Genomic DNA, 1,927 nt, shown 5'->3' with positions numbered 1-1,927 from the left:
GGTAAGAGGGCGCGCGGCGCGATCCGAACGGGCGACGGCGTCCGTTCGGCGTGCCGGGGGAGGGGGGACCGACCGTGGAATCGAAGCGCTCCTACGGCCGGATGCTGCTGGTCTCGACGATGGTGCTGTTCCTGGAAGCGCTGCTCGCGGCGGTGCTCGGCGTCCTGTACACCCTGACCCGGGTGCCGCCGCGCGTCGACGGCGGGAACACCGAGGCCCTCGCGGCCTTCCTCGGAGTCTCGCAGCTCGTCATGGTCGTGGCGTTCGTGCTGTCGCTCGTGGTGGTGCTGCCGGCCGTGGCACTCGGTGACCTCCTCGGGCGTCTGATCGGCGGCCGGGACGCGTGGCCTTGGGCGGTGGCCGCGGTGGCGGCGCTCCTCGCCCTGCCCGTGGCCGCGGGCCTCGCCGCCGGTGCGGACCTGTCCACCATGGTCGTGCCCTGGGCGGTGGCCACGGCCGTCCTGTCCGTCGCCGCCCTGCTGGGCCGGCCGCGTCGGGAGGGGTTGTTCGGCCTGGTCGTGGCGCGGGGCACCGCGGTCGTGGCGGGCATCGGCCTCCTGGGCTCCTTCGCCCTCTGGACGGACATCGTGCCGAGGTACCGCCCTCCACTGCTCACCGCGGCGTCCGTCACGGGCACCTGGTCAGACGGCAGCGGTGGACTCGTCACCCTCGAAGCGGACGGCAGCGCCCACGCCTCGGCCGTCAAGTACTTCCGGCCCGGCGACACCTCCACCTGGGGGCGGGCCTGCTCGGGCCCCGGCACCTGGACGTTGACGCCCGGACGGCGCAACACCTGGGGCCAGCGGGTCGACATCCGCATCGCGGGCTGCCCGCTGCCCGAATGGAGGGTCGCCGGCAGGCAGGAGCGCCCGGAGCTGTACCACTACGTGGGCGACCCGGACGACGTCGACCTGTACGAGCTGCGCAAGAACCCGTGAACCGGCCGGGCGCCCGCAGCGGCTAGGGTCGGTACCGCGCAGGAAGATCGAAGGGCGGGGGCTCGAAGTGGACGGAACGAACGACGCAGCGGAGTACGGGGCACCCGGGACGGCGTCGGCCGAGCCCGTCGGAGCGGCCGCTGAAGCGGCTGCCGAAGCGGCTGCCGAAGCCGCTGTGGCCGCCGTGGTCGAGCTGCGGGCCCTGGCGGCGGCCTCACCCGACCAGGTCGCCCTGCACGACGGCTTCACCGACGCCGAACTCGACGGCTGGCCCGTACCCGTGCCCGAAGCCGTCCGCACCGTGCTCCGCGAGGTGGGCGGCGTCACGGCAGGCCGGCAGCAGTACGCGTTCGGGCCGCCGGCAGGGGCGGCCCCCCACCCGGCCTGGCCGACCCCCGGCACACCGGCGGCGGCCGCGGCCGCCGGCTGGGCACTCGACCGCGACGGCCGGTTCTTCACCGCCACCGGGGGCGGGAGCCGCCCCGACTGGGGCCCGGTGCTCTCCGTACGCCCCACCGACGACGCGTACGCGTTCACGGTGGAGGCGCCAGGCTTCCTCCCCTGGCTGCGGGACCTCGCCGCCCGCACGGCGGCGGAACCCGCGGCCGGGCCGGCGGCACCGCCGCCCTTCACCCTCGCCGCCGTGCCGTCCGTGGAGGCGGCCGAAGGGCCCGACGCAGGACTGGCCGCAGCAGTCGGCGCCGGCCACAGCCTCACCGACGTCGTCGACCTCCATGCCGTCCCCGGCTACCCGTGCCGGGTGCTCTGGGAGCCGTACTACTCGCTGGACGACGAGACCGCGGACACCGGAGGCAGCGACTGCGACTTCCGGCTCACGGCGGACGGCCGTGCCCTGCTCCTGGAGAGCGACGTCAGCGGCGACTTCCTCGCCCGCCCCGTCCGCCGCCACCGGCTACCCGACGGCGCGGCGGACCTCGCGGTCTCCCGACTGCGGTCCCTCGCCCTGGAGTTCCCCCACCTGGTAAACC

The 1,927-nt window shown here is 75.5% G+C and carries 1 protein-coding gene and 1 pseudogene; both read left to right on the top strand.

Annotation, left to right across the window (positions count from 1 at the left end; genetic code table 11):
* Positions 1-74: 74 nt before the first annotated feature.
* The gene (locus ACFV7Q_RS38805; RefSeq protein WP_385435663.1) at positions 75-938 is read left to right on the top strand and encodes a hypothetical protein; all 864 of its coding nucleotides are present in this window, start codon (positions 75-77) and stop codon (positions 936-938) included.
* A 67-nt stretch (positions 939-1,005) separates the two neighbouring features.
* Positions 1,006-1,927: pseudogene (locus tag ACFV7Q_RS38800) on the top strand (hypothetical protein); the annotation flags it as partial.

It is taken from the genome of Streptomyces sp. NPDC059851, assembly GCF_042732005.1.
Lineage (GTDB): Bacteria > Actinomycetota > Actinomycetes > Streptomycetales > Streptomycetaceae > Streptomyces.
This window is presented reverse-complemented; position numbering and strand designations above follow the sequence as displayed.